Origin of the sequence: Actinosynnema sp. NPDC023587, from assembly GCF_040640215.1 — a bacterium.
Lineage (GTDB): Bacteria > Actinomycetota > Actinomycetes > Mycobacteriales > Pseudonocardiaceae > Actinosynnema.
Genome location: NZ_JBFABG010000001.1, coordinates 94,150 through 116,386 on the forward strand (window position 1 = coordinate 94,150; position 22,237 = coordinate 116,386).

The 22,237-nt window shown below is 73.0% G+C and carries 24 protein-coding genes; 5 read left to right on the forward strand and 19 right to left on the reverse strand.

Going from position 1 to position 22,237, the window contains the following annotated elements:
* Positions 1 to 17: 17 nt before the first annotated feature.
* The 7 genes from AB0G01_RS00465 to AB0G01_RS00495 form a co-directional block, all read right to left on the reverse strand.
* The gene (locus tag AB0G01_RS00465) at positions 18 to 569 is read right to left on the reverse strand and encodes a hypothetical protein (protein ID WP_360937768.1); all 552 of its coding nucleotides are present in this window, start codon (positions 567 to 569) and stop codon (positions 18 to 20) included.
* Positions 566 to 1,888 (reverse strand): DUF58 domain-containing protein, encoded by a 1,323-nt coding sequence (locus AB0G01_RS00470; RefSeq protein WP_360937771.1) that lies wholly within the window; start codon positions 1,886 to 1,888, stop codon positions 566 to 568. Before AB0G01_RS00470 ends, AB0G01_RS00465 begins: the two co-directional genes overlap by 4 nt.
* Positions 1,885 to 2,844: a MoxR family ATPase gene (locus AB0G01_RS00475; RefSeq protein WP_360937774.1), complete on the reverse strand. Its 960-nt coding sequence runs from the start codon at positions 2,842 to 2,844 to the stop codon at positions 1,885 to 1,887. The genes AB0G01_RS00470 and AB0G01_RS00475 overlap by 4 nt, the downstream gene beginning before the upstream one ends.
* Positions 2,841 to 3,326, reverse strand: coding sequence for a hypothetical protein (locus tag AB0G01_RS00480; protein ID WP_360937777.1), 486 nt, complete (start codon positions 3,324 to 3,326; stop codon positions 2,841 to 2,843). Before AB0G01_RS00480 ends, AB0G01_RS00475 begins: the two co-directional genes overlap by 4 nt.
* Positions 3,323 to 3,982 carry a DUF4129 domain-containing protein gene (locus AB0G01_RS00485; RefSeq protein ID WP_360937780.1) on the reverse strand — a complete coding sequence of 220 codons (660 nt, stop codon included), beginning with the start codon at positions 3,980 to 3,982 and terminating at the stop codon, positions 3,323 to 3,325. Before AB0G01_RS00485 ends, AB0G01_RS00480 begins: the two co-directional genes overlap by 4 nt.
* A 68-nt stretch (positions 3,983 to 4,050) precedes the next feature.
* Positions 4,051 to 4,386: a hypothetical protein gene (locus AB0G01_RS00490; protein ID WP_360937783.1), complete on the reverse strand. Its 336-nt coding sequence runs from the start codon at positions 4,384 to 4,386 to the stop codon at positions 4,051 to 4,053.
* Between the two features lie 91 nt (positions 4,387 to 4,477).
* Positions 4,478 to 5,191, reverse strand: a complete 714-nt coding sequence (locus tag AB0G01_RS00495) for a uracil-DNA glycosylase (RefSeq protein ID WP_360937786.1) — start codon at positions 5,189 to 5,191, stop codon at positions 4,478 to 4,480.
* A 30-nt stretch (positions 5,192 to 5,221) separates the two neighbouring features.
* On the opposite strand from AB0G01_RS00495, the gene AB0G01_RS00500 reads away from it, so the two are divergent.
* Positions 5,222 to 6,703 (forward strand): peptidase S10, encoded by a 1,482-nt coding sequence (locus tag AB0G01_RS00500; protein WP_360937789.1) that lies wholly within the window; start codon positions 5,222 to 5,224, stop codon positions 6,701 to 6,703.
* Positions 6,704 to 6,815: 112 nt separating this feature from the next.
* On the opposite strand, the gene AB0G01_RS00505 is transcribed toward AB0G01_RS00500, so the two are convergent.
* The 11 genes from AB0G01_RS00505 to eno all read right to left on the reverse strand — a co-directional run bounded on the left by AB0G01_RS00505 (position 6,816) and on the right by eno (position 18,040).
* Positions 6,816 to 7,223, reverse strand: a complete 408-nt coding sequence (locus AB0G01_RS00505; RefSeq protein WP_360937792.1) for a hypothetical protein — start codon at positions 7,221 to 7,223, stop codon at positions 6,816 to 6,818.
* A 29-nt stretch (positions 7,224 to 7,252) separates the two neighbouring features.
* Positions 7,253 to 8,284, reverse strand: coding sequence for a dipeptide ABC transporter ATP-binding protein (locus AB0G01_RS00510; protein ID WP_360937795.1), 1,032 nt, complete (start codon positions 8,282 to 8,284; stop codon positions 7,253 to 7,255).
* The gene (locus tag AB0G01_RS00515; RefSeq protein ID WP_360937798.1) at positions 8,277 to 9,257 is read right to left on the reverse strand and encodes an ABC transporter ATP-binding protein; all 981 of its coding nucleotides are present in this window, start codon (positions 9,255 to 9,257) and stop codon (positions 8,277 to 8,279) included. Before AB0G01_RS00515 ends, AB0G01_RS00510 begins: the two co-directional genes overlap by 8 nt.
* Positions 9,258 to 9,266: 9 nt before the next feature.
* Positions 9,267 to 10,169 carry an ABC transporter permease gene (locus tag AB0G01_RS00520; protein ID WP_360937801.1) on the reverse strand — a complete coding sequence of 301 codons (903 nt, stop codon included), beginning with the start codon at positions 10,167 to 10,169 and terminating at the stop codon, positions 9,267 to 9,269.
* Entirely contained in the window at positions 10,162 to 11,085 is a 924-nt protein-coding gene (locus AB0G01_RS00525; protein ID WP_360937804.1) for an ABC transporter permease, read from the reverse strand. The genes AB0G01_RS00520 and AB0G01_RS00525 overlap by 8 nt, the downstream gene beginning before the upstream one ends.
* 66 nt (positions 11,086 to 11,151) lie before the next feature.
* On the reverse strand, positions 11,152 to 12,753 hold the full coding sequence (locus tag AB0G01_RS00530) for an ABC transporter substrate-binding protein (protein ID WP_360937807.1): 1,602 nt from the start codon (positions 12,751 to 12,753) through the stop codon (positions 11,152 to 11,154).
* Between the two features lie 191 nt (positions 12,754 to 12,944).
* Positions 12,945 to 13,895 (reverse strand): Ppx/GppA phosphatase family protein, encoded by a 951-nt coding sequence (locus tag AB0G01_RS00535; protein WP_360937810.1) that lies wholly within the window; start codon positions 13,893 to 13,895, stop codon positions 12,945 to 12,947.
* A gap of 181 nt (positions 13,896 to 14,076) precedes the next feature.
* Complete coding sequence (locus tag AB0G01_RS00540) at positions 14,077 to 15,441, reverse strand: lytic murein transglycosylase (RefSeq protein ID WP_360937813.1); 1,365 nt, start codon at positions 15,439 to 15,441, stop codon at positions 14,077 to 14,079.
* Positions 15,442 to 15,579: 138 nt separating this feature from the next.
* Complete coding sequence (locus tag AB0G01_RS00545; protein WP_360937816.1) at positions 15,580 to 16,071, reverse strand: DUF501 domain-containing protein; 492 nt, start codon at positions 16,069 to 16,071, stop codon at positions 15,580 to 15,582.
* The gene (locus tag AB0G01_RS00550) at positions 16,068 to 16,754 is read right to left on the reverse strand and encodes a septum formation initiator family protein (protein ID WP_360937819.1); all 687 of its coding nucleotides are present in this window, start codon (positions 16,752 to 16,754) and stop codon (positions 16,068 to 16,070) included. Before AB0G01_RS00550 ends, AB0G01_RS00545 begins: the two co-directional genes overlap by 4 nt.
* On the reverse strand, positions 16,754 to 18,040 hold the full coding sequence (gene eno, locus AB0G01_RS00555; protein WP_360939815.1) for a phosphopyruvate hydratase: 1,287 nt from the start codon (positions 18,038 to 18,040) through the stop codon (positions 16,754 to 16,756). Before eno ends, AB0G01_RS00550 begins: the two co-directional genes overlap by 1 nt.
* A 262-nt stretch (positions 18,041 to 18,302) precedes the next feature.
* Between eno and AB0G01_RS00560 the strand changes: the two genes are divergently transcribed.
* The gene (locus AB0G01_RS00560; protein ID WP_360937822.1) at positions 18,303 to 19,010 is read left to right on the forward strand and encodes an alpha/beta fold hydrolase; all 708 of its coding nucleotides are present in this window, start codon (positions 18,303 to 18,305) and stop codon (positions 19,008 to 19,010) included.
* A gap of 64 nt (positions 19,011 to 19,074) precedes the next feature.
* Positions 19,075 to 19,455, forward strand: coding sequence for a tetratricopeptide repeat protein (locus AB0G01_RS00565; protein ID WP_360937825.1), 381 nt, complete (start codon positions 19,075 to 19,077; stop codon positions 19,453 to 19,455).
* Between the two features lie 24 nt (positions 19,456 to 19,479).
* Here the strand turns inward: AB0G01_RS00565 and AB0G01_RS00570 are convergent, their stop codons facing one another.
* Positions 19,480 to 20,319 carry a lytic murein transglycosylase gene (locus tag AB0G01_RS00570; protein ID WP_360937828.1) on the reverse strand — a complete coding sequence of 280 codons (840 nt, stop codon included), beginning with the start codon at positions 20,317 to 20,319 and terminating at the stop codon, positions 19,480 to 19,482.
* A gap of 273 nt (positions 20,320 to 20,592) precedes the next feature.
* On the opposite strand from AB0G01_RS00570, the gene AB0G01_RS00575 reads away from it, so the two are divergent.
* Together AB0G01_RS00575 and AB0G01_RS00580 are read left to right on the forward strand one after the other, a co-directional pair.
* Positions 20,593 to 21,570 carry a GlxA family transcriptional regulator gene (locus tag AB0G01_RS00575; RefSeq protein WP_360937831.1) on the forward strand — a complete coding sequence of 326 codons (978 nt, stop codon included), beginning with the start codon at positions 20,593 to 20,595 and terminating at the stop codon, positions 21,568 to 21,570.
* A complete protein-coding gene (locus tag AB0G01_RS00580) occupies positions 21,567 to 22,235 on the forward strand; it encodes a DJ-1/PfpI family protein (protein ID WP_360937834.1) in 669 nt (222 codons plus the stop codon). Before AB0G01_RS00575 ends, AB0G01_RS00580 begins: the two co-directional genes overlap by 4 nt.
* Positions 22,236 to 22,237 lie beyond the last annotated feature (2 nt).

The following is a 22,237-nucleotide window of genomic DNA, read 5'->3' on the forward strand; positions in this document are numbered from 1 at the left end:
CTCACCGCCCCCTTTTCTCAGCTCCGCCGGCGCAGCAGCGCGACCGCGCCGACGACCAGGCCGACCGCGCTCACGAGCGCGACCACCTCCACGGTTTCGCCCGTCCGGCCGCCCGGCACCAGGAGCAGGAGGGCCGCCAGGACCAGCACCCCGGCCTGCACCAGCAGGAAGCGGAGCCCGGCCGCCCGGAGCGCCTTCGGGTGGACGCGCGAGTGGACGGGTATGAGCGCCGCGTAAGCGCACAGCACGTGCAGCAGGTGCACCAGGGCGACCAGGACGAGCACCCCCGGCCGCACCGGCGGGCCGCCTTGCACCACGATCGCCACCGCCGGGTAGGCGACGAGGAGCGCGACCGCCGCCGACGCGGGAATCGCGGCCGTCACCCCGGCCAGCCCGAGGTACAGCACCAACGGGGCGACCATCACCCCTTCGGCGTAGAGGATGCCGGCGACGACCAGGGCCACCACGCCGATCCCGGCCCGCAACACCCAGCCGGGCAGGCCCCCGGCCAACCGGACGACCACCGGCTCCTGGTCGGCTCCGGCCCCGACCGGCGGGTCCGCGCTCATCGACGCCTCCCCGGCCGCGCGGCCTCGCGCAACGCGCCGGAGATGGCCGCCGCCCGCGCGTCCCAGGTCACCACCGGGACGCCGTGCCGGCGCATCGCCTCCAGCCGCACCTCGTGCTCCAGTTCCAGGACCTTCAGGGTGGCCGCGCCCCACTCCGACTCCCGGTCGGGCACCAGCCCCTCCGGCAGGACGTCCACCGCCAGCACCACGTTGCCGCGCCGCGCGGCCTGCACCGTCAGCTCGACCACCTCGGCGTCCAGGAACGGCGAGAGCACCACCACCAGCGCGCCGTGCGGCACCTGCTCGGCCCGCAGCACGGGCTTCTGCGCCCACCCCGCCGACCGCGCGCACACCACGAGCTGGTTGCGCAGCCGCAGCAACTGCCGCCGCCCCGCGCCCGCCCGCACGCCCAGTTGCGGCCGGCCCAGGTCCACCAGCCCGACCCGGTCGCCCTGCCGCAGGTACCCGGCCGCCAGCGACGCCGCCGCGCGCACCGCCAGGTCCAGGCTCCCGCCGGCCCGCGTGGTCACGCCCTTGGCCCCCGTCGACCACTCGCCCAGGTCCTGCTCGACGTCCAACCGGGTGTCCAGCGCCAGCACCACGTCCGCGTCGGCCTCCGCGTGGTGCTCGCGGACGTGCAGGGTGCCCGCCCGCAGCGACACCCGCCAGTCGATCCGGCGCAGCCGGTCCCCCGGCTGGAACGACCGGATGTCGCGCAGCTCCACCGAGTCGCCCGGCCGCCACGTCCGGTGCGCGCCGACCAGGCCCCTGGCCCGCGCGGGCAGCAGGCCGGCGGGCAACTGGTGCACCGGCGGCAGCAGGACCCGCCCGCGCTCGGCCGCGGTGACCGGCCCGTGCGCGAAGAGCCCGTCCGGTCCGGCCACCAGGTGGTCCGGCCGCAGGTCCACGCCCTCGCCCCAGGCGTCGCGGCGCAGCACGACCTCGATCGAGGACGCGGCGGCGGGCAGCAGGTGCACCGGGCCGAGCCCGGTGCCGCCGGAGGGCAGCCGGATCGCCAGCACCTCGGCACCGACGCCCGGGTCGACGTCCACCAGGGACCTGGCCGCACCGACCTCGCCGGTCCGGGCCAGGCCGCGCACCCGCACGTCGGGCTTGCCGCCGGTGGTGGTGACCAGCGCGATCAGCGTCGACAGCAGCAGCGGCGCGCCGAACAGCACCAGCTCGACCCGGTGGAACAGCCCGCCGAACACGACCAGGCCCACGCCCAGCGCCACCCCGCGCACCAGGGCGTCGGTCGGGTGCCAGTGCGCGCCGCGCCCGCTGGTCAGCGCCTCCTTGATGCGCTGCCCCCGGCTCATGACCGGGTGGCGGCCGGGCCGGGCACGCGGTCGAGCAGCTCGGTCACGACCTCCACCCCGGTGACGCCCGACGTCCACGTCTCCGGGCGCAGCGTCAGCCGGTGGGCCAGCGCCGGGATCGCGCACTCCTTGACGTCCTCGGGCAGCACGAAGTCCCGCCCGTCGAGCACCGCCAGCGCGCGGCCGACCAGCACCAGCGCCAACGCGCCGCGCGGCGACGCGCCGACCTCGACGGCCTGGTGCGCGCGGGTCGAGGAGGCCAGGTCCACGCAGTACCTCAGGATGTCGTCGTCCACCGCCACCTGCTCCACGCCCCGCTGGAGCGCGAGCAGCCGCTCGGTGTCCAGCACCGCCTCGACGGTGGCCTCCTCCTGCTTGCGGACCAGCCGCCGGCGCAGCACCTCGACCTCCTCGTCGGCGGGCGGGTAGCCGACGTCCAGCCGCAGCAGGAACCGGTCGAGCTGGGCCTCCGGCAGCGGGTAGGTGCCCTCGTACTCGACCGGGTTGGCGGTGGCCAGCACGTGGAACGGCCGGGGCAGCGGGAACGTCCGGCCCTCGACCGTGACCTGGCGCTCCTGCATGGCCTCCAGCAGCGCGGACTGGGTCTTGGGCGGCGTCCGGTTGATCTCGTCGGCCAGCAGCAGGCCAGTGAACAGCGGACCGGCGCGGAAGGTGAACTCCCGGTCGCCGGGGTCGTAGATGAACGAGCCGGTCACGTCCGCCGGCAGCAGGTCGGGCGTGCACTGGAGGCGGGTGAAGTCCAGCCGCAGCGCCTGGGCGAGCGAGCGCGCCATGAGGGTCTTGCCCAGGCCGGGCACGTCTTCGAGCAGGACGTGCCCGCCGGCCAGGATCGCGGCCAGGGCCAGGCGCACCGAGCGCTGCCGGCCGACGACGACGGCCCCGACCGCGTCCAGGACGGCCTTGCCCTCGGCTCCGATGTGGGATGCAGACGTCACAGGTTCTCCAACAGCCGGGTGAGCGTGCGGTGGTCGGGCAGGGACGCGCCCGGATCGGTGACCAGGCGGTGCAGTTCGGGGTCGAGCAGCGCGGCGGCGCGCGGGTCGGCCAGGTCCGGCACGCCGTGCCGCTGCCGCACCCGGGCCTCCACCAGCCGGCGCAGCCGGGGCTGGATGCGGACGGCGAACCGGTCCTGGTCGACGGCGGCCTCCGCCAGTCGGGCGGCCAGGCTGCTCGCCTGCACGGAGGTGGCGGTGGAGAAGTGCGCGGGCGGCGGGGCCCACACGACGTCGGTGGCTCGCGGCAGGCGTGCCACCAGCATCGCCAGCGCCAGCGCGGGCAGCGCGACCAGCACGGCCCAGTGCACCGGCGCGCCGGCGCGGACCAGGGCGAAGGCGGTGGCCCCGCCGACCACGACGCCGGCCGTGAGCGCGCCGGCCATGCCCAGCATCGGGGTGATCCCCCGCTCCGCCCCGGTCATCGCGGGTCACCCAGGTCGCGCACGATCCGCTCCAGGGCGTCCTCGGCGGTGCGGGCGTCGGCGTCGGTGACCTCGGCGGTGCCGAACCGCGCCCGCTGGTAGGCGGTGCGCAGCGCGCCGGCGGCGCGCTCGTCGACCCGGTGGCGGGCCAGCAGCGCCCCGGTGAACTCGGTGGGGGTCTCGGCGGGCCGGCGCGCCGCGCCGCTGTCCGCCGCGGCCTGCTCCAGGCGCAGCCAGGAGAGCACCACCGCGTCGCGCGGCGGCCCGCCGGCGCGGGCCCGGAGTTCGACCAGCGCCTCCCGCGCGCCGCGCACCAGGAGGTCCGGCGCGGACTCGGCCCCGGCGTCGGCGGTCTCCACGGCGCGGCCCGCGCCCCGCCGGCGACGCCGGGGCAGCCGCAGGCCGGCGAGCAGGCCGACCACCACGACCAGCGAGGCCGCGACCAGCACCAGGTAGACGGCCACCAGCGAGCCGCCCGCCTCGGACGGCGCGATGTCGTTCAGGTCGGACTGGCGTTGCACCGGGTTCAGCGTGGGCACCACGTCGTCGGCCGCGCGCGTGGCCGCGTACGGCACCGGAGACGTCCCGCCGGCCGCGATCGCGACCACGACGAGCGCGGCACCCACGAGGAGCGCGAGCACGAGCCGGGGTCTCATGACGGAATGATGCACGCCACACCGGCTGGAAATCCCGCGATTTGACCAAGGGTTGAGGTTTCGGGACCTCAGGAGAAGACGACGGACCTGATCATGAGCCGATCGGACGCCTTGGCACCCGGCCGGAGGCTGTAGTGCTCACCCGAGCATCCGCCGTCTTTGAACACGGTCGCGGTGGCGTCGGTGTGGTTGCGCGGCCGGAACGCCCAGGCGTCCTCGTTGCCCAGGACCTCGGGGATGTCGAGGCACTCGGCGCTGGCCGGGTCCGTCAGCTCCGACTCCCAGGACGGGCCGCCCGGGTACCCGAAGCGGTACTCGAACGACCCCTCGGCGGCGAGGGCGGTGGCGGGCACGACCAGGGACAGGACTGCGGCGGCAACGGCGGCGGCGGCGCGGAAGCGCATGCTCACTCCAGGGGGTAGGCGACGCGTCCCACCCTGGGAGCGGACACCGGGCACCGCACGGCCGCTCATCCGTTGGTGCACCGAGATCACCTCACGGGGTGACGGTCTCCAGCCCGGCGGCCCCGGCGGCGCGGCGCAGCACGTCCTGGAGCATCCCGGCGGTCAGCCGGCGGGTGTAGGTGTTGTGCGGCGACACGTGGTAGCTGCCGAACAGCTCCAGCGGCGGCCCGCCGTCCCGCGCGGGGAGCGCGACGGACGTGCCGTGGCCGAACTTCGGCGCGGGCCGGGGCACCTCCCCGCCGGCGGCCAGCACGGGCAGCAGCGCCTGCCAGCCGAACCCGCCCAGCACGACCACCGCGCGCAGCGTGGGCCGCAGCAGCGCCAGTTCCTCCACCAGCCACGGCCGGCAGGTGTCGCGCTCCTCGGCGGTCGGCTTGTTCGCGGGCGGCGCGCACTTCACCGGGGCCGTGATGCGGGTGCCGTGGAGCTCCAGGCCGTCGCCCGCGCGCACGGACGTGGGCTGCGACGCCAGGCCCACCGCGTGCAGCGCGGCGTACAGGAAGTCGCCGGAGGGGTCGCCGGTGAACATCCGGCCGGTGCGGTTCCCGCCGTGCGCGGCCGGGGCCAGGCCGACCAGTGCGAGCCGGGCGTCCGCCGGGCCGAAGCCCGGCACCGGCCGCCCCCAGTACACCTGGTCGGCGTAGGCGGCCCGCTTGACCAGGGCCGCCTCCTCCCGCCAGGCGACCAGGCGCGGGCACGCCCGGCACGTCGTCACGCTCCGGTCCAGCTCGGAAAGCGAACGCACGGACCCCCGCCCCGAACGTAGAGTTCGACCATGACCGACAAGGACACCGGGGCCGAGCAGACCCCAGCGGACCAGGCCGCCCGCGGCAAGGTCACCCCTGCCGACGACCTCGTCACCACCCAGCACAGCATCACCGTCAAGCGGCGCAAGCTGAACTACACCACGACCACCGGTCGGGTGGTGCTGCGCAAGGAGGTGCTGACCGACGGGAAGTTCGACGGGCACCTGGCCAAGGCGGAGGTGTTCCTCACCTCCTACACCCTGGACGGCGCGGACGCCGGCAAGCGCCCGGTCACCTTCGCGTTCAACGGCGGGCCCGGCTCGTCCAGCGTGTGGCTGCACCTGGGGCTGCTCGGGCCGCGCCGGGTGGTCTCCGGCGACGTGGGCGAGCTCGCGCCGCCGCCGTACGACCTGGTGGACAACCCGGAGACCCTGCTGGCGCACAGCGACCTGGTGTTCATCGACCCGGTGTCCACCGGGTTCTCGCGGGCGGTGCAGGGCGAGAAGCCCGGCGAGTTCCACGGGTTCCAGGGCGACGTCGAGTCGGTCGGCGAGGTGATCCGGCTGTGGACCTCGCGGCACGGCCGGTGGATGTCGCCGAAGTTCCTGGCCGGCGAGTCGTACGGCACCACCCGCGCGGCGGCGCTGGCCGAGCACCTCCAGGTGCGCTACGGCATGTACCTCAACGGGCTGATGCTGATCTCGTCCGTGCTGGACTTCGGCACGCTCGACTTCAGCGAGGGCAACGACCTGCCGTACTCGCTGTTCCTGCCGACCTACGCGGCGATCGCGCACTACCACGGCCTGCACGGCGACCGGTCGCTGTCGGACGTGCTGGCCGACGCGGAGGACTTCGCGTCCCGGGACTACCCGTGGGCGCTGGCGCGCGGGCACCGGCTGTCCGAGGAGGAGCGCGCGTCGGCGGTGGCCCGGTACGCGGCCCTGACCGGGCTGTCCGAGGACTACGTGGACCGGGTGAACCTGCGGGTGGAGCACGTGCGGTTCTTCACCGAGCTGCTGCGCTCCCGGCGCAGGGTCGTGGGCCGCCTGGACTCCCGCTTCACCGGGGCGGACGTGGACTACGGGCGCGAGCTGTTCAGCGAGGACCCGTCGTACTCGGCGATCATGGGCCCGTACACGGCGGCGCTGAACCACTACCTGCGGGCGGACCTGGGGTACGAGAACGACCTGCCCTACGAGATCCTGTCGCGGACGGTGCACCCCTGGTCGTACAAGGAGTTCGAGGGCACGCACGTGACGGTGGCGAACAAGCTGTCGTCGGCGATGCGCGCCAACCCGGACCTCAAGGTGCACGTCGCGTACGGTCACTACGACGGCGCGACGCCGTACTACGCGGCCGAGCACGTGCTGGCGCACTTGAACATCCCGGCCGAGCTGCACGAGAACATCGAGTCGGCCTACTACCCGGCCGGTCACATGATGTACGTGCACGAACCGAGCCGCGTGCAGCAGTCGAAAGACCTTGCGGCGTTTGTGGAATCAGCGAAATAACACTGTTCTGACCACGCCGTCCGTGGGGCGGGTGTGGGGCACGACGCCCCGGCGGCAGCGGTGACCGGACGCCGGGGCGGCTCGCGCGCCGCCCCGGCGTCGCCGGGACTCGTCAGCCGGTGAGGCGGTCGAGCGCGGCGAGGTTGTCCTGGGCGTGCGAGTCGCCCAGGTCCGCCGCCGCCTGGTACCAGCGCTTGGCCAGGGCGATGTCGCCGAGGAAGTCGTAGACGTCGCCCAGCACCGCCATCGCGTCCGCCTGGCCGGCGTCGGCCGCCCGTTGCAGCCACGGCAGGGCCGCTTCCTCGTCCTTCCAGACGTGCCACAGGAACGAGCCGAACTCGGCGACGCCCCGCGCGTGGCCCGCCGCCGCCGCGCGGCTCAGCCAGCCGCCGACCTCGTCCTGGAGCTCGTCCTCGTCCTCCTCGCCGGTCAGGTCCTCCTCCAGCAGCAGGGCCAGCTCGACCATCGCCTCGACGTCCCCGGCCTCGGCGGCGGCGCGGAGCGCGGTGGGGTCGGTCATCGGGTGTCCTCTCGTCGGTCCGCCGCGGATCAGGGCACGACGGATCGTTGTTCGGCGAAGTGGCAGGCGCTCAGGTGGCCACCCCGGTCGACCAGCTCCGGTTCCCGCTGGGCGCACAGGTCCTGAGCCTTCCAGCACCGGGTCCGGAACCGGCACCCCGAGGGCGGGTCGATCGGCGACGGCACGTCGCCGGTCAGCCGGATCACGTCCCGCTGCCCGCGCAGCGCCGGGTCGGCGACCGGCACGGCGGACAGCAGCGCCTGGGTGTAGGGGTGGGTGGGGTGCCGGTAGATCTCGTCCTCGGTGCCGATCTCGACGATCTTGCCCAGGTACATCACCGCCACCCGGTCCGACAGGTGCCGCACCACCGACAGGTCGTGCGCGATGAACACGTAGGCCAGCCCGAACTCGGACTGCAACTCCCGCAACAGGTTCATCACCTGCGCCTGGATCGACACGTCCAGCGCGGACACCGGCTCGTCGCACACGATCACCTTGGGCCGCAGCGCCAGCGCCCGCGCGATCCCGACCCGCTGCCGCTGCCCGCCGGAGAACTGGTGCGGGTAGCGGTTGATGTGCTCCGGGTTCAGGCCCACCACGTCGAGCAGGTCGCGGACCTTCGCCGCCCGCGAGCCCTTCGGCGCGACCTCGGGGTGGATCTCGAACGGCTCGCCGACGATGTCGCCGACCGTCATCCGCGGGTTCAGCGACGTGTACGGGTCCTGCAACACGATCTGCATGTCGCGCCGCAACGCCCGCAACGCGCCGCCGCGCATCTCGAACATCGACCGGCCCTCGAAGTACGCCGTCCCCGCCGTGGGCGGTTCGAGCAGCATCAGCACCTGGGCGAGCGTCGACTTGCCGCAGCCGGACTCGCCCACCACGCCCAGCGTCTCGCCGGCGGCCAGGGTGAACGACACCCCGTCCACCGCGCGCACCTGGCCGACGGCCCTCCTGAACAGCACGCCCCTGGTCACCGGGAAGTGCTTCACCAGGTGCCGCACCTCCAGCAGCGCCGAGGGGTCCGGCGGCGTCGGGTCCGGCCCGGCGTGCTTAACCATGGAGCACCTCTTCCGCGAAGTGGCACGCGCTGATCCGACCGAGGCCGAGGCTCACCGGTGCCGGGACGTCCACCGCGCACACGTCCCGCGCGCGGGGGCAGCGCGGGTGGAACGGGCACCCGGGCGGGATTCGCAGCAGGCTCGGCGGCAGCCCCTTGATGGTGTCCAGCACGGTGCCCTTGGCGTCCAGGCGCGGCAACGACTTCATCAACGCCTCCGTGTACGGGTGGCCGGGCGAGCGGAACAGCGACAGCGCGTCGGCCTGCTCCACGATCCGGCCCGCGTACATCACCACGATCCGGTCGGCCACCTCCGCGACCACGCCCAGGTCGTGCGTGATCAGGACCAGGCCCATGTGCCGCTCGCGCTGGATCTCCGCGAGCAGGTCCATGATCTGGGCCTGCACGGTGACGTCCAGCGCGGTGGTCGGCTCGTCCGCGATCAGCACCTCCGGGTCCAGCGCCAGCGACATCGCGATCATCGCGCGCTGCCGCATCCCGCCGGAGAACTGGTGCGGGTACTCCCGGACCCGTTGCCGGGCGTGCGGTATCCGCACCAGGTCGAGCAGCTCGATCGCCCGCGCCCGCGCCTCGGACCGGCTCATCCCGCGCCGCGTCCGCAACTGCTCCTCGATTTGGAACCCGACCGTGAACACCGGGTTCAGCGCGGACAGCGCGTCCTGGAAGATCATCGCGACACCCGCGCCGCGCACCGCCCGCCGCCGTTCCGCGGACGCCGTCAGCAGCTCCTCGCCGTGGAAGCGCACCGAGCCCCGCGTGACGAACGCGGGCGGCGTGTCGAGGATGCCCATGACCGCCTGCGCCGTCACGCTCTTGCCGGACCCCGATTCCCCCAGCACCGCGACGGTTTCACCTACGTCGACGTGGTAGCCCACGCCGTTGAGCACCCGCGCGATCCCGTCCCGCGTGCGGAACTCCACGTGCAGGTCCTCGACCTCCAACAAGGCCGTCACCAAGTCCTCCTACCGCAGTTTGGGATCGAGGGCCTCGCGCACCGCGTCGCCCAGCATGACGAACGCGAGCACGGTCGCGGTCAGGAAACCCGCCGGGAAGAGCAGGGAGTGCGGCGCGACCCGCACGTACTTGGTGGCGCTGTTGATCAGCACGCCCCAGGACACCACGGGCTGCCGCAGGCCGATGCCGAGGTAGGACAGGGTCGCCTCGGCCCCGATGAACGCGCCGAGCGCGATCGTCGAGTAGACCAGCACGGGCGCGACGCAGTTGGGCAGCATGTGCTTGGTGATGATCCGGCGCGGTGACGCGCCCAGCGCCCGCGCGGCCTTCACGTAGTCCTGCTGCTTGGCCGCGATGGCCGTGGCCCGCATGATCCGCATCGCCACCGGCCACGACAGCACGGCGATCGACAGCACCACCTGCGCCACGATCCGCACCGGCCCGACGTCCAGCTCCTTCGCGTTCAACGTCGTCAGGATCACGATCGCGCCCAGCACGAACGGCACCCCGACGAAGATGTCGGCGATCCGCGACACGATCGCGTCCAGCCACCTGCCGTAGTACCCGGCCATGATGCCGATCGCGGAACCGACCAGCACCACGCCGAGCGTGGCCAGCAGCCCGACCACGATGGACGCCCGCGTGCCGTGGACGACCCGGGTGTAGATGTCGTAGCCCTGGTTGTCGTAGCCGAACCACGCGTCGGCCGACGGTCCCCGCCTGCTGCGGGAGAGCACCGCCGCGTCCGGGTCGCCGGGGGCGAACAGGGACGGGAACAGCGCCATCAGCACCATCAGCAGGATGACCGCCGACGACACCCAGAACACCGGCCGGGACCGCAGCGAGTGCCACGCGTCCCCGAACAGCCCGCGCGGTTTGTCCAGCGCCAGCACGGTGATTTGCTCAGTCATAGCGGATCCTCGGGTCGAGCACGGCGTAGAGCAGGTCCACCAGCAGCGTCATCAGCAGGTAGACCAGCACCAGGACGGTGACCACACCGGTCACCATCGCGCCGTCCTTGGTCAGGACCGAGCGGAACACCAGCCCGCCCACGCCGGGCACGTTGAAGATGCCCTCGGTGACGATCGCGCCACCCAGGAACGCCCCCAGGTCGGTGCCCAGGAAGGTGATCACCGGGATCAGCGAGTTGCGCAGCAGGTGCACGCCCACCACCCGGCTCTGCGGCAGCCCCTTGGCCAGCGCGGTGCGCACGTAGTCCGCGCGCCGGTTCTCCGAGATGCTCGCCCGGGAGAGCCGCGCCACGTAGGCCATCGACAGCGACGCCAGCACGAAACCGGGCACGAGCAGGTTGCCCCACGTCGGTGTCGAGACGGTCGGCGCGATCCAGCCGAGCTGGAGCCCGAACACGAGCTGCACCACGTACCCGGTGACGAACACCGGGATGGAGATCAGGAACAGGGTGGAGACGAGCACGAGGCTGTCCAGGAAACCCCGGTTGCGCAACCCGCTCACCACACCCGCGGTGATCCCGATGACCGCCTCGATCAGCAGCGCCACCAGGGCGAGCCGGAGGGTCACCGGGAAGGTGGCACCGACCTGCTGGAGCACCTGGACACCGGACGAGGTCTCGCCGAAGTCGCCCCGCACCACGTTCCCCAGGTACTTCGCGTACTGGAGCCACAGGGGGTCGTCGAGGTGGAACTTCTCGCGCATGGCCGCGATGTAGGCCGGCGGGCAGTCCCGCTCGCCGCACTTGCCCGCGAACTGGTCTCCCGGGATCTTCCACACCATGACGTAGATCAGGAAGGTCGTCCCGAGGAACACCGGCACCATCTGGAGGAGCCTGCGCAGCAGATAGAAACCCATGTCACGCTCTTTCAGCGGCGGGGGGCCGGCCCGCGGTCCGGCGGGCCGGCCCTGGGTACCGGAGTGCTAGGCCACTTCCACCGAGTCGAGGTCGAGCTTGCGGAACGGGTGCAGGTTCGCGACCTTCAGCCGGTTCGACTTGCCCGCGATGGTCTTCTGCGTCCACAGCGGGATCGTCGGCATGTCCTCCGCCAGCATCTTCTCCGCCTCCAGGTAGAGCCGGATGGCGTCCTCCTCGCTGGCGGCCTTGTCCGCCTCGGCGAGCTTCGCGTCGAACTTCGGGTTCGAGTACAGCCCGTCGTTGGACGACGCGCCGGTGCGGAACAGCGGCGTCAGCCAGTTCTCGATCGACGGGTAGTCGGCGATCCAGCCCGACCGGTACATGCCGGTCATCTCGTGCGCGTTCACCTTCTGCCGGAACTCGCCGAAGCTGGTCGTCGGCACGAACCGCGCCTCGACCCCCAGGGTGTTCTTGATGCTGTTCGCCACCGCCTCGGCCCACTCCTGGTGCCCGCCGTCGGTGTTCGACAGCAGGACGATCTCCCCGGTGTAGCCCGACTTCGCGAACTCCTCCTTGGCCTTCAGCGGGTTGAACTCGCAGTACTCGCCGCACTGGCCGGGCTGGTAGCCCTTCATCAACGGGTGCACCCAGCCGTCCGCGGGCTGGCGCGTCCCCTCGAAGATCCGCTGGGTGATCTCCTCGCGGTTGATCGCCATGGACAGCGCGCGCCGCAGCGACACGTTGTCGTAGGGCGCGGTGTAGAACGGGAGCGCGATCGTCTGGTTGTTCAGCGTCTCCCGCGTGACGACCCGGTCACCCAGGTCCGTCTCGTACTTCTGGCCCGCCAGCGCGTTGGGCGGCAGTTCCTCCATGAAGTCCAGGTTGTTCGCCACCAGGTCGGCGTAGGCCGACTCACGGCTCTGGTAGACCTTCAGCGTGAGGTCCTTGAACTTCGGCTTGTCGTCGCCGGTGTAGTCGTCGTTGCGGGTCAGCTTGATCTCGGTGCCGACCGAGCGCGAGACGAACTTGAACGGGCCGTTGCCGATCGGGTTGGCCTCGAACGCCGCGCGGTCCTTGAAGAACGCCTCCGGCAGCGGTGCGAACACCTCGTAGCCGATGGTCACCGGGAACACCGCGAACGGCTCGGAGAGCGTGATGGTGAAGGTGGTGTCGTCCACGACCTCCAGGCCGGACAGCTTCTCCGCCTTGGGTGCGGGTGCCGGCTCCGGGCCCTCGGGACCGTCCGGGTCCTTCGGGTTGACGTCCTGGTAGCCCTCGATCTGGGAGAAGAAGCTCCCGCCCTGCGTGGCGTTCGGGCCGTAGGCGGTCCAGTTCCACGCGTCCACGAAGCTCTTCGAGGTGACCGCGGTGCCGTCGTGGAACTTCCACCCGGACTTGATCTTGACGGTGAACAGCTTCGAGTCCGAGGTCTCGATCGACTCGGCCATGGCGTTCACCGGCTGGGCGTCCTCGTTGCGGTACTCCACCAGACCGGTGAACAGCGCGTCGAGCACGCGGCTGCCGCCGACCTCGGTGGTGTTGCCGGGCACCAGCGGGTTCTCCGGCTCGGTGTTGAAGATGCTGATGCCGGCCTCGGTGTCGGACCCGCCGGCGTCCGTCTCCGGGGTCCCGCAGCCGGTCGCGATCAGTGCAGCCGCGACAGCCACCGGAACTAAACGTGCACGTGACATGCGTCCTCCCACCTGTTCGGGGGTAACCGAGCAGAGTTGACCGCTCTCGCAGCGTGTCAGAGGACGCTAATCGGACAGTGGTGCACGCCACGTGGGTGACGCGGTTACAACCCAGTCACGAACGATGCCAGTTGACACTCGTCCGGGGTAGGAAGATCGACTCGCGATCAGACCAGCGAGAACGCGATCCCGTCGAGGATGTCGTGCTCACTGGCCACCAGCTCGCGCACGCCGTGGGTCGCCAGGTGCTCCGCCAGCGTCCGCACCACCAGCGCCCCGCCGCTGATCACGTCCACCCGTCCCGGGTGCATCGGCCCGAGCGCGGCCCTCTCGTCGTGGCCCATCGTGAGCAGCCGCGAGGTGAGCTCCCGGATCTGGTCCAGGGACAGCCGGGACAGGTGGATCTCGGCGGAGTCGTAGGCGGGCAGCTCCTTGGCCAGCGCCACCAGCGTGGTGACCGTGCCGGCGACACCGATCCACGTGGCGGCCTCGGCCGTGGGCACGGCGGCGAACGCCTCGCCCAGCACCTCGGTGGCCACCGCGACGGCCTTCTCCACCTGCGCCCCGGTCGGCGGGTCGTCGTGCAGGCAGCGCTCGGTCAGCCGCACGCAGCCGACGTCCACCGACCGCGCGGCGGTCACGTCGGCCCGCACGCCGTCCCAGGAGCCCAGCACGAGCTCCGTGGACCCGCCGCCCACGTCGGACACCAGGAAGGGGCCCTCCGCGCCGTCCAGGTCCGCGACAGCGCCGGTGAACGACAGCCGCGCCTCCTCGTCCCCGGTGATCACCTCGGCCTCGACGCCCAGCACGGCGCGGGTCATGTCGAAGAACTCGTCCCGGTTCCGGGCGTCCCGGGTGGCCGAGGTGGCCACCATCCGGACCCGCTCGGCCCCCTTGCGGCGCAGGACGTTCGCGTACTCGGCGAGCGCCTGGCGGGTCCGCCGCAACGCCTCGGCGTTGAGCACGCCGGTCGCGTCGACCCCCGCGCCCAGCCGGACGACCCGCATCTCCCGGTGCACGTCGCGCAGCCACCGCGACCCGTCGTCGGCCACCGTCACGTCGGCCACCAGCAGGCGGATCGAGTTGGTCCCGCAGTCGATAGCGGCCACGCGGCCCATGTCGCCCCTCCGTTCGCCGACGGCCCGACGCCGCCGCGACAGAAGTTACGCGAGCCGCACCGCGCCGCCGCCCGAAGGTCCGCCCGCGATGTCCGGCGAGGTCACCGGTACCGGACGAGCCGGCCCGGGAACGCCGACGGCCCCGCCACCGGGTGGTGGCGGGGCCGTGGGGGGACCGGAGCTACACGGGCTTCAGGGACGACGTGGGGTGCGGGACGTAACCGGCCGCCGAAGCCGACGTACCGCCGGTCCCGGCCGACGGGTCACCGGCCGGAGCGGACGCGGACGTCACCGTCGCGGTGGTGACCGTCGTGCACGTCGGCGGGACCGACGTGGTGGTCGGAACCGTGGTCGTCGTGGTCGTCGGAGCCGGGGTGTCGCAGGTCGTCGTCGTGGTCGTCGTCGTGGTGCTGGTCGCCGACGTGGTCGTGGTCGGAACCGTGGTCGTGGTCGAAGACGTGGTCGACGACAACGGTGGCACCCACGTGATCGACGTCCGCGTCGTGGTCGTCGTCGTGGTGGACGAGGTGGACGTGGTCGTCGTCGTGGTCGTCGTCGGGTTCGACGCGGGGTTCGTCGTGGACGACGGCGGCGTGGTGCCGGTGCCGTTGTCCGGCGGGTTCGGCCCCTCCCACGGCTCGTCGTCCTCCGGCGGCAGGAAGTCGTCGTCCGAACCGGGCAGGCTGGGCAGCGGGCTCACGCCGTCGGCGTACGCGTCGGCCCAGAACAGGACCGTCTTGACGTACTCGTCGGAGCGGTTGTAGCGGAACACCGCCTTGGCCCGCTCCTCCGGGTTGGTCAGGTCGCCGCCGTCGGAGCACAGGTAGTTGCCCGCACCGGCCGTCGCGTCGTAGACGTTGTTCGGGTTCGACTCGCCGTCGTCGTTGCCGTCGGCGGCGAAACCGGCCCACGTGGAGGGGATGAACTGCATCGGGCCGACCGCGCGGTCCCACGTCCGGTCGTAGTCGAACCGGCCGCCGTCGGTGTCGTGGATCGCGGCCATGCCCGGACCGCCGTCGAGCACCGGGCCCAGGATCGGGTTGACCGTGTTGCCCCGGCCGTCCACCCGGCCGCCGCGCGCGTGCCCGGACTCGATCCGGCCGATGCCCGCCAGCAGCGACCAGTGCAGGTTGCAGCCCGGCGTGGTGGTGGCCAGCCGGTCGGCGGCCTTCATGTACGCGTCCAGCATCACGCCGGGGATGCCGAGCTGCCCGGCCACCAGGTCCGGGTCCGCGCCGTCGAACGGGAGGTCGTCACCGAAGGAGGACGGGTCGTCGGCGTCGGCGAGCAGCGCCGCGCTCAGCTCGTCGGTCTCGGGCAGCCTGCCGTTCACGCCCAGCGCGCCGGAGTCCTGCAACCGCATCGTGCCGAGCACGTCGCCCGCACCGGGAGGCATCGCCTCGATGCCGGAGTGGGCGGCCACGTTCACCCAGTCGAAACCGGCCGCCGAGTGCAGCAGGGTGGGCGCGAGCAGCGCGCACGTCGCCGTCGCCGCCAGCCCCCATTGGCGCGGCGTCAGGGTCGGCCGTCTTGTCGCCTTCCGCATGCGTCCCCGTCGCTTCGGCACAGCCCCGAACTCCACTCCTCGGCGAATACCGCTTCAGCCCACGGACCCAGCCTGCCCGATCCGCTCAGCCCTGTCACGGTCGCACGTGCTTCTGTGTCCAAAGAACTGCCCGTAAGGTCAGTTCTTCACCTTTGACGCGCAGTCGCCGCTGGGCCACCACTGCGCGAGCAGCTCCAGCGCCTCGTCGCCGAACGGGTTCACCCCGGGCCCGGCGGCCAACGAGTGCGCCACGTGGACGTGGAGGCACTTCACCCGGTCCGGCATGCCGCCTGCGGTGACCGTCGTGCCCAGCGGTTCGATCGCGTCCCGCTCAGCCAAGTACGACTCGTGGGCCGAGCGGTAGCGCGCCGCCAACTGTTCATCCGTCGCCAGCCGATCGGTCATCTCCTTCATCAGCCCGGCACCTTCCAGCCGGCTGACGTAGGAGTTGAGCCGCGAGCAGGTCAGGTAGTAGAGCGTCGGGAACGGCGTGCCGTCCTCCAGGCGCGGGCTGGTCTGCACGACCGCCGGGTGCCCGCCCGGACAGCGCGCCGCCACCTCCCGCATGCCGCGCGGGGCGCGTCCGAGCTGCTCGGCGACGACCGCCCTGTCCTCGTCGCTGACCGTCATCGCGCCGCCACCGAATCCCACAACTGTTCGTACCAAGCCTTGTCCGCCGCCGGCGCAGCGGCCGGCCGCTCGTCTTCGGGTGTGCGCTGCGCGTCGCCGGGGAGCTGCACGACGTAGGGCGTCTCGCCGGGCCGCACGTAGTGCAGCCGGCGGCGCGCCTCCGCCTCCAGGTGCGCGGGGTCCGCCAGCTCGCGCTTGCGCTGTTCCAGTTGGCCGACCTCGGCGCGCAGCGTCTCCTGGGACGCCGTGACGCCGCGCAGCTCCTCGCGCTGGGCCAGGTAGGTCCGCAGCGGCACGGCGATGCTCAGCGCCAGCGCGCACACCACCATCGCCAGCAGGGCGGCCCGCCGGGTGCCGGTCATGCCGAACGCGCCGCCGGTGCCCTCCCGGGTCCGCGCCCGGGACTGGGGTCGCGCGGCCCGCGCCGCCCGCGCCGCCTGGGTGGCGCGCGCCTGCTCGGCCAGCCGCGCCGACCGGGCCGAGCGGGAACCGCGCCGCGACTCGCCCAGGCCGAACCGGACCTTGCCGCCGCCGCTCGTGCTCGCGGCCCGCGCGCCCGACCCGGCCGCGCGGTCCCCCTCGGTCCGGGAGGCCCGGGTGGACCGGGCCGCCCGGGAGCGGTCAGGGCGGGACCCCGACGCGGCCTTGCCGCCGCGCCGGGAGCCCCGTTCCCGATCCGCCATCAGCTTTCCGGCGTGTACCGCGGGAAGGCCAGGTCGCCCGCGTAGCGCGCCGCGTCGCCCAGGGCCTCCTCGATCCGGAGGAGCTGGTTGTACTTCGCGGTGCGCTCGCCGCGCGCGGGCGCACCGGTCTTGATCTGGCCCGCACCGGTCGCCACCGCCAGGTCGGCGATGGTGGTGTCCTCGGTCTCGCCGGACCGGTGCGACATCATCGACTTGTAGCCGTACGAGGTGGCCAGCGCGACCGCGTCCAGCGTCTCCGACAGCGTGCCGATCTGGTTGACCTTCACCAGCAGCGCGTTCGCCGCCCGGCGGGAGATGCCCTCCTCCAGCCGCTCCGGGTTGGTCACGAACAGGTCGTCGCCGACGATCTGCACCTTCTCGCCCAGCTCGGCGGTCAGCCGCACCCAGCCGTCCCAGTCGTCCTCGGACAGCGGGTCCTCGATGGACACCAGCGGGTAGTCCCGGACCAGCTCGGCGTAGTAGGCGGTCATCTGCTCGGCGCTGCGCTTCTGCTTCTCGAACGTGTACGCGCCGTCGTCGTGGAACTCGGTGGCGGCCACGTCCAGCGCCAGCGCGATCTGCCGGCCCGGCTGGTAGCCGGCCTTCTCGATCGCCAGCAGGATCAGGTCCAGCGCGTCGCGGTTGCTGGCCAGCGCGGGGGCGAACCCGCCCTCGTCGCCCAGCCCGGTGGACAGGCCCTTGGACTTCAGCACCGACTTGAGCGAGTGGTACACCTCCGCGCCCCAGCGCAGGGCCTCGCGGAAGGACTCCGCGCCGATCGGCGCGATCATGAACTCCTGGACGTCCACCTCGGTGTCGGCGTGCGCGCCGCCGTTGAGGATGTTCAGCATCGGCACCGGCAGCACGTGCGCGTTCGGCCCGCCGACGTACCGGAACAGCTCCAGGCCGGAGGACGCCGCCGCCGCCTTCGCCACGGCCAGCGACACGCCGAGGATGGCGTTCGCGCCCAGCCGGGACTTGTCCGGCGTGCCGTCCAGGTCCACCAGCTTCTGGTCCACCACCCGCTGCTCGACGGCTTCGATGCCGACCAGTTCGGGACCGATCTCGTCGAGCACGGCGGTGACCGCCCGCTCGACACCCTTGCCCAGGTAGCGCTTGGGGTCGCCGTCGCGGAGCTCGACCGCCTCGTGCTCACCCGTCGACGCGCCGGACGGCACGGCGGCGCGCTCCAGCGTGCCGTCGTCCAACGCCACCTCCACCTCGACGGTGGGGTTGCCTCGCGAGTCCAGGATCTCGCGTGCGCCGACCTGCTCGATGACCGCCACGTGACGCTCCCTCATCAGACCATCTCTGTATCGGTGACGAGCCTAGTTGGTGCCGGCCCCCGAAGCCCTCGACCCCGTTGCGGAAGTCACCCGCGCCGGACCCCTTCGGCACCCCACGACCCCGGTCGGACCCGGCGCGGGCACCTCGCCGCGAGGCGTGGCCGGGTCGCGCAACCGGGTGAGTGCCTGGTGTGGCACGCCTCGGGTGCCCGCGTCGGGGTCGAGGATGATCCCGGCATCCCCGGGCAGAGGAGGATCTGGCGTGGTTCACGTGGAGCGCGGCGGCGACGGGCCGCTCCTGGTCCTCCTGCACGGCCTGGGCGGGACCGGCGAGGTGTGGCGGGGCGTGGCGGACCTGTGGCCGGGGTCGTGGCTGGCGGTGGACCTGCCGGGGCACGGCCGGTCGGCGGCGCTCGACCGGTACTCGTTCGGCGCGTTCGCGACGGCCGTCGCGAACGTCGTCCCGCCCGGACCGGTCGCGGTGCTCGGGCACTCGCTGGGCGGCGTGGTGGCGTTGACGCTGGCCAGCGGCTGGTTCGGGGTGGACGTCCGGTCGGTCGCCGGCGTGGGGGTGAAGGTGCGCTGGTCGGAGGAGGAGCTGGCCCGCGCCGCCGCGCTCGCCGCCAAACCCGCGCGGCTGTACCCGACGTCGGGAGAAGCCGCCGAGTGGGCGGCCAGGCTGGCCGGCGTGCCGGTGGCGCACGGCGTGATCCGGACGCCGGCGGGCTGGCGCGCGGCCCTCGACCCGGCCGCGTTCGGGGTGGGCGCGCCGGACGTCGCCGGGCTGCTGTCGGTCGCGAAGGTGCCCGCGCTGCTGGCCACCGGCGGGGACGACCCGCTGGCCCGGCCGGAGGACCTGCTCGCCGCGCAACCGGGTGGAATGGTGCTGGCCGGCGTCGGGCACAACCCCCACGTGGAGCAACCCGAGTCGATCAAGCCGGTGCTGGAGAGGTTGATCTCCGACTGGTGAACCGCCCCGTCATCCGGTCGGCTGCTGATGAACGGCCGGTCGCGGAGGTAGCGTTGATCGGACCATGACCGACAGCACCTTCGAGGCGTTCCGCCGAGCCGAGGCGCTGCTCGCGGAACGCCGTCCGCTGGAGGCGCTGCGCGAGCTCCGAGCAGTGCTCGACGCCGAACCGGACCAGCCGAGCGTCCAGTTGCTCGCGGGCCGCGCCTACCTGGGCTCGGCCCAGCTCAAGCGCGCCGAAGAGGCGTTCCGCAAGGTCGTGGAGCTCGATCCCAGCGACTACTACGCCCGGTTCGCCCTGGGCCGCACGCTGCAACGGCAGAGCCGGTTGCCCGAGGCGCTGGCGCAGTTGCGGATGGCGGCGGCGATGAACCCGACGCCCGAGTACCAGGAGGCGGTGGGCGAGGTCAGCGCCCGGCTGGCGGTGGAACGCGACCGGCCGTAGCGCGCCGGCGTGCCCCGCTCGGGTCTAGCCCTGGCTGGCGCGGGCGAAGGCGTCCGCGCCGCTGTACACGTTCTGGCCGTACTCGACGGAGCGGTTGTACGCCAGCACGGCCTCCCACCAGCCCTCGCCGGTGGCCAGGTCGCGCCCCTCCGAGCACAGGTACCGGGCCGCCGCGAGCGCCGCGTCGTCGATGTTCTGCGGGTCGGGCGGGTTGCCGTCGCCGTTGGCGCGGACCGCGAACCGGGCCCACGTGGTCGGGATGAACTGCATGGGGCCGACCGCGCGGTCCCACGTGGTGTCCTGGTCCAGGACACCGCCGTCGGTGTCCTGGATGGCCTTCACGCCCGGACTGCCGTCCAGCGGGATGCCGATGATCGGCTTGGACGGCCGCCCGTCCTCGCCCAGCCGCAGGCCGCCGATGGTGCCGTGGTGCGACTCGACGCGCCCGATGCCCGCCAGCGTCGCCCACGAGATGCGGCACGAGGGCTGGTCGGACCGCATGATCAGGTCGGCGGTGGCGTACGCGCGCAGGGCCCGCGCCGGGACGTCGATCTTCGACGACAGCCCCACCGCCCAAACGGTGAGCGGCTCGGCCGCCGTGGTCTCCCGGGTCACCGACGCCTGCGGCGGCACGGGACCCGCCGAGCCGGGCACGGCGGAGCCGGGTTCGACCTGCTGGAAGGGCACCGGGAACGGCGGGTCGGTGGCCTGCACCTCGCGGCGGTTGACCACGCTCAGCGCCCACGCGCCGCCGGCGACCACCGCGAGCAGGAGCGCGACCAGGGCGAGACGGCCGACGAGGTTGCCGACGCGCCCGCGCGGAGGCGGGGTCGGTGTCGTTTTCTCTGTCGGCGGGACGACCACGGGACCCAGGCTACGTGCTCACCGCCGAAACAATCCGGAGTAGACGACAACCAGACCTGAACCCGCAGGCCAAGCGACATGTCAGCACCTTCTGGCGGGCCTGTTCCCACTCACCGGCATCAACCCTCCGTGAACACGGTGTGACAAAAAGCAACGACTCCCGATATCCACAAAGGACACAACTGCACCGCTGCCACCGCCCGCCTGACGGATGTCGCGATCCGTGGGGTGCCTGTCGTTGACGCCACGCACGGCCTGCCCAACGCTTGAGCCGTGGAACGAAGACGCGTCGGGTTCGTGATCTACGAGGGCTTCCAGTCGCTCGACCTGGTTGGCCCGTACGAGGTCTTCCAGCAGGCCGGCCGGCTGACCGGCGACTACGAAGTGGTCGTGGTCGCCCCCGAGGCGGGCCTGGTCGGGTCGCGCAGCGGGCTGCCGGTGCACGCCTCGCACGGCGTCGCCGACGTGCCGCCGAACGGCGTCGACACCATCGTGGTCGCCGGCGGGCGGGGCGTCGACCAGGCCGTGGGCAACACCGCGCTGACCGGGTGGCTCAGCGCCACCGCCGCACACGCCCGGCGGGTCGCGTCCGTGTGCAGCGGCGCGTTCCTGCTGGCCGAGGTCGGCCTGCTGGACGGCCGCCGGGCCACCACGCACTGGGGCCGCGCGCGGGAGCTCGCCGAACGGCACCCGGCCGTGCACGTCGACGCGGACCCGATCTTCATCCGGGACGGCCGGGTCTGGACGTCGGCCGGGGTCACCGCCGGCATGGACCTCGCGCTCGCCCTGGTGGAGGACGACCACGGCCGCCAGGTCGCGCACGAGGTGGCCCGCCAACTGGTGATGTACCTGCGCCGGCCGGGCGGCCAGGCCCAGTTCAGCGCCGCCCTGAGCGCGAACCCGCCGGCCACCGACCCGGTGCGCGCGGCGGTGGCCGCCATCCACGCGAACCCCGGCGGCCGGCACGCGCTCGACGACCTGGCCCGGCACGCCCGGCTGAGCCCCCGCCACCTGCAACGCCGGTTCACCGCCGAGCTCGGCACCCCGCCCGCGACCTACGTGCAACGGGTGCACCTGGAGGCCGCGCAACGCGCGCTCGCGGAGAGCGGCGACCCGCTCGACGCGGTCGCCCACCGCTGCGGGTTCGGCACCGCCGAGACCATGCGCCGCGCGTTCCACCGCAACCTGGGCGTCGCGCCCTCGGACTACCGCGAGCGGTTCCGCTCATCCGCCGTCGAGAAGGACTCATGACCACCTACGGACTGCTGATCTTCGACCGCGCCGAGGAACTCGACTTCGTCGGACCGTGGGAGGTGTTCACCGCCTCCGCCGCGCTGCGCGCGCGGGACGGCACCGCGCCACGGGACACCGCCGTGCTCCTCGCGGAGGACACCGGCCCGGTCCGGTGCGCCAAGGGCATGAGGGTGCTGCCGGACCACCCGCTGGACGACCACCCGCCGCTGGACGTGCTGCTGGTACCCGGTGGCGCGGGTGCGCGGCTGACCGAACCGGGCAACCCGGTGGTCACCGGGTGGATCGCGAAGACGTCGGCGCGCGCGACGTGGACGGTCGGCGTGTGCACCGGGGCGTTCCTGCTGCACGCCGCCGGCCCGGCGCGCGGACGCCGGGTGGCCACGCACCGGGACCACGAGGACGAGCTGGCCGCGCTCGGGGACGTGACCGTGGTCCGGAACGCCCGGTACGTGGTGGACGGCGACCTGCTCACCAGCCAGGGCGTGTCCGCCGGGATCGACTGCGCGCTGTGGCTGGTCGGCCGGCTGCACGGCCGCGACCACGCGCGGGCGGTGCGCGACGCGATCCAGTACGAGCCCGCCCCGCCGTACCTCGCCGACGAGCCGCTGCCGGCGGTCCAGGTCGTGGACGTCGTCGGCCGGACACCACCGACGACGTCCTGATG

Excerpts from the sequence above, each read along its gene's own strand:
- AB0G01_RS00565 (WP_360937825.1), top strand. The coding sequence starts at position 19,075 with ATGACCGACAGCACCTTCGAGGCGTTCCGCCGAGCCGAGGCGCTGCTC.
- AB0G01_RS00510 (WP_360937795.1), bottom strand. The coding sequence starts at position 8,284 with ATGGTTAAGCACGCCGGGCCGGACCCGACGCCGCCGGACCCCTCGGCG.
- AB0G01_RS00580 (WP_360937834.1), top strand. The coding sequence starts at position 21,567 with ATGACCACCTACGGACTGCTGATCTTCGACCGCGCCGAGGAACTCGAC.
- AB0G01_RS00465 (WP_360937768.1), bottom strand. The coding sequence starts at position 569 with ATGAGCGCGGACCCGCCGGTCGGGGCCGGAGCCGACCAGGAGCCGGTG.
- AB0G01_RS00500 (WP_360937789.1), top strand. The coding sequence starts at position 5,222 with ATGACCGACAAGGACACCGGGGCCGAGCAGACCCCAGCGGACCAGGCC.
- AB0G01_RS00540 (WP_360937813.1), bottom strand. The coding sequence starts at position 15,441 with ATGCGGAAGGCGACAAGACGGCCGACCCTGACGCCGCGCCAATGGGGG.
- AB0G01_RS00520 (WP_360937801.1), bottom strand. The coding sequence starts at position 10,169 with ATGACTGAGCAAATCACCGTGCTGGCGCTGGACAAACCGCGCGGGCTG.
- AB0G01_RS00505 (WP_360937792.1), bottom strand. The coding sequence starts at position 7,223 with ATGACCGACCCCACCGCGCTCCGCGCCGCCGCCGAGGCCGGGGACGTC.
- AB0G01_RS00525 (WP_360937804.1), bottom strand. The coding sequence starts at position 11,085 with ATGGGTTTCTATCTGCTGCGCAGGCTCCTCCAGATGGTGCCGGTGTTC.
- AB0G01_RS00485 (WP_360937780.1), bottom strand. The coding sequence starts at position 3,982 with ATGAGACCCCGGCTCGTGCTCGCGCTCCTCGTGGGTGCCGCGCTCGTC.
- AB0G01_RS00480 (WP_360937777.1), bottom strand. The coding sequence starts at position 3,326 with ATGACCGGGGCGGAGCGGGGGATCACCCCGATGCTGGGCATGGCCGGC.
- AB0G01_RS00470 (WP_360937771.1), bottom strand. The coding sequence starts at position 1,888 with ATGAGCCGGGGGCAGCGCATCAAGGAGGCGCTGACCAGCGGGCGCGGC.
- AB0G01_RS00550 (WP_360937819.1), bottom strand. The coding sequence starts at position 16,754 with ATGGCGGATCGGGAACGGGGCTCCCGGCGCGGCGGCAAGGCCGCGTCG.
- AB0G01_RS00535 (WP_360937810.1), bottom strand. The coding sequence starts at position 13,895 with ATGGGCCGCGTGGCCGCTATCGACTGCGGGACCAACTCGATCCGCCTG.
- AB0G01_RS00545 (WP_360937816.1), bottom strand. The coding sequence starts at position 16,071 with ATGACGGTCAGCGACGAGGACAGGGCGGTCGTCGCCGAGCAGCTCGGA.
- AB0G01_RS00490 (WP_360937783.1), bottom strand. The coding sequence starts at position 4,386 with ATGCGCTTCCGCGCCGCCGCCGCCGTTGCCGCCGCAGTCCTGTCCCTG.